A 4,515-nucleotide genomic window follows, 5' to 3' on the forward strand; every position below is an offset into this window, starting at 1 on the left:
CCCGCCATTGCCCGTCATGTGGCGGGATTGATGGCTGAACGAGAGTGAAGCGGGCGTCCCCGGGGGTGCAGGGCGTCAGCGTGAATGACGAGGATGCCTGCCTGTTGCCGGCGGTGATACCGGGCGCCGCCGTGCAATTGCTTGCTGGCGCCGCCCGGTATCTACATGTGCTTACTTCAGGATGCCCCGGCGATCAGAAATCCAGGTTGGCCGGCTCGTAGTGTTCTCTGGAATGCTTGCAGGACGGGCACTTGGGCGGCGGTTCGGTGCCTTCGACGATATAGCCGCAGACGCCGCACTTCCACTTGATCGGCTGCTTGCGCTTGTACACGGTCCCGGCTTCGACCATCTCGATGATCTTCTTGTAGCGTGCACGATGGTGGGCCTCGATCTTGGCCACCTGCTCGAAGGCGATCTTGGCCTCGGTCTGTCCCTCTGCTTCCGCCTCCTTGGCAAACTGCGGATACATGCTCTCCACCTCGTAGTCCTCCCCGCCCATGGCTTCCTTCAAGTTGGTCAGGGTGTCGCCGATGCCGCCGAGCAGTTTTAGGTGGTCTTTGGCATGCTGCATTTCGTTGAAGGCGGTCTCCTCGAAAATCTTGGCGATGTAGTGATAGCCTTCTTTGCGGGCAACCTTGGCAAAAAAGGTGTACTTGTTGCGGGCCTGGGATTCGCCGGCAAAGGCTGCTTTCAGATTTTCGGTGGTCTTACTCATTTTTTCCTCCTTGTTCGTTGATGGGTGGGTTGTGGGTAATTAAAATGTCCGAATTTCCGCTTGTTGGTCGACGGCGGCTTTCAGAACATTTGCTGCTTTGCGCTGCAGGTGTCACAAAGGCCCTTGAGGACGACCCGTCTGCTGATCACCTTGAACGTCGTGGCAATGGTTTTAGGCACTTCCAGGCGGGCGTAGCCTTCATATTCGAAATCGATGATCCTGCCGCAGGCCATGCAGTGCAGGTGGTGGTGGTCTGTGATGTTGGGGTCGAAGCGCTTGGGGCCGCCGAAGGTCTCCACCACGTCCACCACGCCTATCTCGGCAAAGGTCGACAGCGTTCGGTTGACCGTATCGAAGGAGATGTTGGGAAACTCTTTTTGGACCGCCCTGAAGACCAGATCAGCGGTGGGATGCCGCTTCGACTGAATGAGAACCCGGTAGATGCCAACGCGCTGGGGGGTGATTTTCAGTTGGTGACGGCGGCAGGTTTCCATAAAAAGCCGCACACGCTGAGCTACCTCTTTGTTTTGCATGTGGCTCTTAAATAAGATTAGTTCCTATTTGTCAACCTCTATTTTAAGGGTAAACCAATCGGATCGCGACATTTCCACGGCTTCTTTAGAACGATAACTTGTTTAATCGTTCATTACCTGTCAATGGTTTGTCAGGTGTTATTCCCTGACCGGCGGAAAACGGTAGGGTTGCTGTCGAAAAGCCTCAAGTTGGACGGGAACGCCTACTTTTCCTGATCATCGGCGGGGCATTTCACGTAGGAGAAACGATGGGATATCCGGATGACGGTCATTCAAATGGCCTGTTCTGTCGAGGGATCAGAGCGGGAGTGGCTGTGGAGACGGTCGGCACGGTTTCCGCTTTCAACGACGGCTACCCGGTGACCGAGGGCCGTTTGTTGATCGCTCCCCTGCGGCATACGACCGACTGGCTTTCCATGACCGATAAGGAAATCCGCAACAGCGAAGCCCTGGTCCGCACCCTCGTCGAACGGATCAGGCAACGAGACCCGCTGGTCACCGGGTTCAACCTCGGGACGAACATCGGCACGTCGGCCGGTCAGACGGTGCTGAATGCCCGCATTCATCTGATCCCGCGGCGCGATGGCGACCGGGCAAACTCCGAAGGCGGTATCCGGGGGGTCATCGATGGCAAGCGCGGTTATCATCCAGCTTGACCTCAGTCCGATGACCCAAAACCTTTATCAGCTAGGAGAGACACGCGATGTCACAAGATGCAACGAAAGTCATGGATCAGGAGGTCGTGCTGTGGGACAACACGGTCACCCCCCTCAGCCGCTTCTGGGAAAGCGGCCCGCTGGTGCTGGTTTTCCTGCGCCATTACGGGTGACCCTTCTGCCGGGATCAGGTGGCGCAGTTGCGTCAGAAGGCAGACGGATTTAGACGATTCGGTGCCCGAGTGGTGCTCGTCGGGCTGGGAACCCCGGGGGAAACGGCGGCCTTCAAAGACCGGTTTCACGTCCCTTTCACCATGATCGCCGATCCGCGGAAGCGGCTCTTCAAGGCCTTTCATCTCAAGCAGGCCTCCCTGGGCGGCCTGTTGTCAGTGGGTGTGGCCGTAAAGGGCTTGTCGGCCATGGCCAAAGGCCACGCCATAGGCATTCCCAAAGGGGATGTCCGTCAACTGCCCGGGGTTTTCATCATCGACAAGGGCGGCCGCATCCGGTTCAGCCATTTTGCAAAAGATCCCGCCGACCACCCGGATCCGGAGGCGCTCCTGGCGTTTCTGCGGGATGACGTCTGAACGAACCGCCAGCCTGATCGGATACAGGCGCATGTGGGTTGGCCGCCGGGGTCGACAGAAAGGGCATCGGTCCTCAGAACTCAAAATCCAACTGCCCGAGGACCGCTGCGTCGCCGGTGCCTGTCAAGCGCATCACCACCCCTTCTCCGGAAGCAACGCCCTTGCCGGTGACGGCGGAAATGGTCACGAAATGGGTCACCAGAAGAATCGGCGGGCCGTCCGTGGGTTGTCTGGCCAAAAACGACCGCAGGGCGGCAAGGTTGGGCTGGCGATCCTGGGGGCGGTCGTAAAAGGAATTCAGGGCCGGCAACTCGGCAACCGGTCCGAGATCGATGAGCGCGGCCGTCTCGAGGCAGCGGCACCACTGGCTGGCGTAGACCCGGGCCTCCTCGATACCCCGGCTGCGAAGCCATTGGCCGATGCGCCGGGCCTGGGCGCGTCCACGGTCGTCCAGGTTGCGCTGTGTGGCGCAATCGCCGATCCGGAAATGGTCAGGATCTCCGTTTCCGGGGGCGTTGGCATGGCGGATCATCAGCACATGGCCACCGGCGCCGATCTGTTCGACAAGACGGTTAGGCTCGGCTGCAGTGGTGGTGACCGATAGAAGTAAAAGCACCAGGCCACTTATGAGTAATTTTTGTTTCGGCATCATGCTTCACCCTCCTGGACCTGACACGTCAGTCGTGCAAGGGGCATTTATCCCACCCGCATACCACGTCGGGCGACCCTTTCTTTTCGATTGAACGCTATCGCTATCGCCCATAAGTTAATCCATCTTGGGCCCGGGTCAAACCGCGGCTTTGAACAAGTGGTTGGCGTCGCACGCCAAGCGACCCCTGATGCTGTCGCTCACTAAACCCATACCCCGATGAACCGCTTGACGAAACCTTCCACCAAGCCCTATATTCGATGATAGCCAAATCAACCTGAACACCAAAGGAGGTTCAATCATGGACGTGAGAAAGATCCTATGGCCGACAGACTTTTCCGCTATATCTGAAAGCGCCCTGCCGCACGTAAAATCGCTCACCGAGAAATATGGCGCAGAAATCCACGTTCTCTACGTGATCGAAGATATCGCCCACCATGACGGCTGGTATGGGGCGTTTGAGGAAAAACGTGTCAAGGAACTCATGGCGCATGCCAATAAAACGGCATCCACGCGGTTGGGCCAGATTTGCGAAAAGTATCTCGACGGCTGTCCGCTTTACATCAAGCATGTGGCGGTCGGTGATGCCGCCAAGGAGATCCTGAAGCTCATCGACAAAGAGAAAGTCGATATGGTGATCATGGCCAGCCACGGCGAGAAAGGCAACTTCCGTTTCGGCAGTGTGGCCGAAAAGGTACTCAAGCACTCTCCTGCACCGGTGACCATCGTCCCCGTTGAGCCAAAACCATGATGCTCCCGGTCTGAACCCCCATCCAGGCAACCCATCCCCTACAGCCGTGCTCGGCTCGCTTACCGGGCTCAACCCGTATCCGGTAAGTGGGCCGGCAGGCTTTTAAATGGCATATTCCTTGAATGTATATTTCGCTCGAACCCGTGTCATCTGCCTCGGTGTGGATGGGCCTGATTTGGCAAGCTTTTCGTCACATGGTCGAACCGGTGGTGAATTTGCGACCACGGTAAATAAGATAGTATTTGATATCAAGTGGTTGAGAAATTACGGCGACTGTTTGATGGGCAGTATGATCGGTTGTGGCCGGCAACCGCATTGCCAAAAGGAGAACCATGCGCCAGTCTCGAAAGTGTGTTCGAAGTCTCGTATTCTGCACAGTTGTGTTCATAGGCATGTGCTTTGCCGCATCCACGTCCTCCGCCCAATGGTCGGATGGGTATATGCCGGAACCCGATCCGCCTGCCGTGCACCAACCGCCCGTTGAACTTCCCATTTTCCGCGCGCTGGCCGAACCGGCTTCATCTGACACGGAATGGACCTTCCACAAAACCGCCGACAACCAGCATCCGGACGGCATCGAACAGCAGATGACCTGGCTGATGAACCGGGCCCGCACCGATCCCC

Annotated in this window: 7 protein-coding genes and 1 pseudogene; 5 read left to right on the forward strand and 3 right to left on the reverse strand. The window is 57.5% G+C overall.

All coding sequences use genetic code 11. The annotated features are described in order from the left end of the window. Window positions 1–193 precede the first annotated feature (193 nt). Both ABYV26_RS21560 and ABYV26_RS21565 read right to left on the reverse strand, forming a co-directional pair. Window positions 194–715 carry a rubrerythrin family protein gene (locus ABYV26_RS21560; protein ID WP_372683421.1) on the reverse strand — a complete coding sequence of 174 codons (522 nt, stop codon included), beginning with the start codon at window positions 713–715 and terminating at the stop codon, window positions 194–196. 80 nt (window positions 716–795) lie between these two features. Further along, a complete protein-coding gene (locus ABYV26_RS21565; protein ID WP_372683422.1) occupies window positions 796–1,248 on the reverse strand; it encodes a Fur family transcriptional regulator in 453 nt (150 codons plus the stop codon). Between the two features lie 248 nt (window positions 1,249–1,496). Here ABYV26_RS21565 and ABYV26_RS21570 point away from each other — a divergent pair, with 248 nt between their 5' ends. From ABYV26_RS21570 to ABYV26_RS21580, 3 genes and pseudogenes are all read left to right on the forward strand, one after another. Continuing rightward, complete coding sequence (locus ABYV26_RS21570) at window positions 1,497–1,904, forward strand: HIT family protein (RefSeq protein WP_372683423.1); 408 nt, start codon at window positions 1,497–1,499, stop codon at window positions 1,902–1,904. Between the two features lie 47 nt (window positions 1,905–1,951). Next, window positions 1,952–2,077: a hypothetical protein gene (locus ABYV26_RS21575; protein WP_372683424.1), complete on the forward strand. Its 126-nt coding sequence runs from the start codon at window positions 1,952–1,954 to the stop codon at window positions 2,075–2,077. A 12-nt stretch (window positions 2,078–2,089) separates the two neighbouring features. Next, a pseudogene (locus ABYV26_RS21580) lies at window positions 2,090–2,491 on the forward strand (AhpC/TSA family protein); the annotation flags it as partial. A gap of 73 nt (window positions 2,492–2,564) precedes the next feature. Here the strand turns inward: ABYV26_RS21580 and ABYV26_RS21585 are convergent. Next, entirely contained in the window at window positions 2,565–3,143 is a 579-nt protein-coding gene (locus tag ABYV26_RS21585; protein ID WP_372683425.1) for a histidine phosphatase family protein, read from the reverse strand. Window positions 3,144–3,441: 298 nt separating this feature from the next. On the opposite strand from ABYV26_RS21585, the gene ABYV26_RS21590 reads away from it, so the two are divergent. Then, window positions 3,442–3,891, forward strand: a complete 450-nt coding sequence (locus tag ABYV26_RS21590) for a universal stress protein (protein ID WP_372683426.1) — start codon at window positions 3,442–3,444, stop codon at window positions 3,889–3,891. Window positions 3,892–4,331: 440 nt separating this feature from the next. After that, window positions 4,332–4,515: hypothetical protein (locus tag ABYV26_RS21595; RefSeq protein ID WP_372683427.1), on the forward strand; the 184-nt coding region annotated here is incomplete at its 3' end.

Origin of the sequence: Desulfosarcina sp. (assembly GCF_041551955.1) — a bacterium.
Classification (GTDB): Bacteria; Desulfobacterota; Desulfobacteria; order Desulfobacterales; family Desulfosarcinaceae; genus Desulfosarcina.

What these genes read in the sequence shown, in the direction of transcription:
- ABYV26_RS21560 (WP_372683421.1), bottom strand. Translation starts at nt 715, where the DNA reads ATGAGTAAGACCACCGAAAATCTGAAAGCAGCCTTTGCCGGCGAATCC.
- ABYV26_RS21575 (WP_372683424.1), top strand. Translation starts at nt 1,952, where the DNA reads ATGTCACAAGATGCAACGAAAGTCATGGATCAGGAGGTCGTGCTGTGG.
- ABYV26_RS21565 (WP_372683422.1), bottom strand. Translation starts at nt 1,248, where the DNA reads ATGCAAAACAAAGAGGTAGCTCAGCGTGTGCGGCTTTTTATGGAAACC.
- ABYV26_RS21585 (WP_372683425.1), bottom strand. Translation starts at nt 3,143, where the DNA reads ATGATGCCGAAACAAAAATTACTCATAAGTGGCCTGGTGCTTTTACTT.
- ABYV26_RS21570 (WP_372683423.1), top strand. Translation starts at nt 1,497, where the DNA reads ATGGGATATCCGGATGACGGTCATTCAAATGGCCTGTTCTGTCGAGGG.
- ABYV26_RS21590 (WP_372683426.1), top strand. Translation starts at nt 3,442, where the DNA reads ATGGACGTGAGAAAGATCCTATGGCCGACAGACTTTTCCGCTATATCT.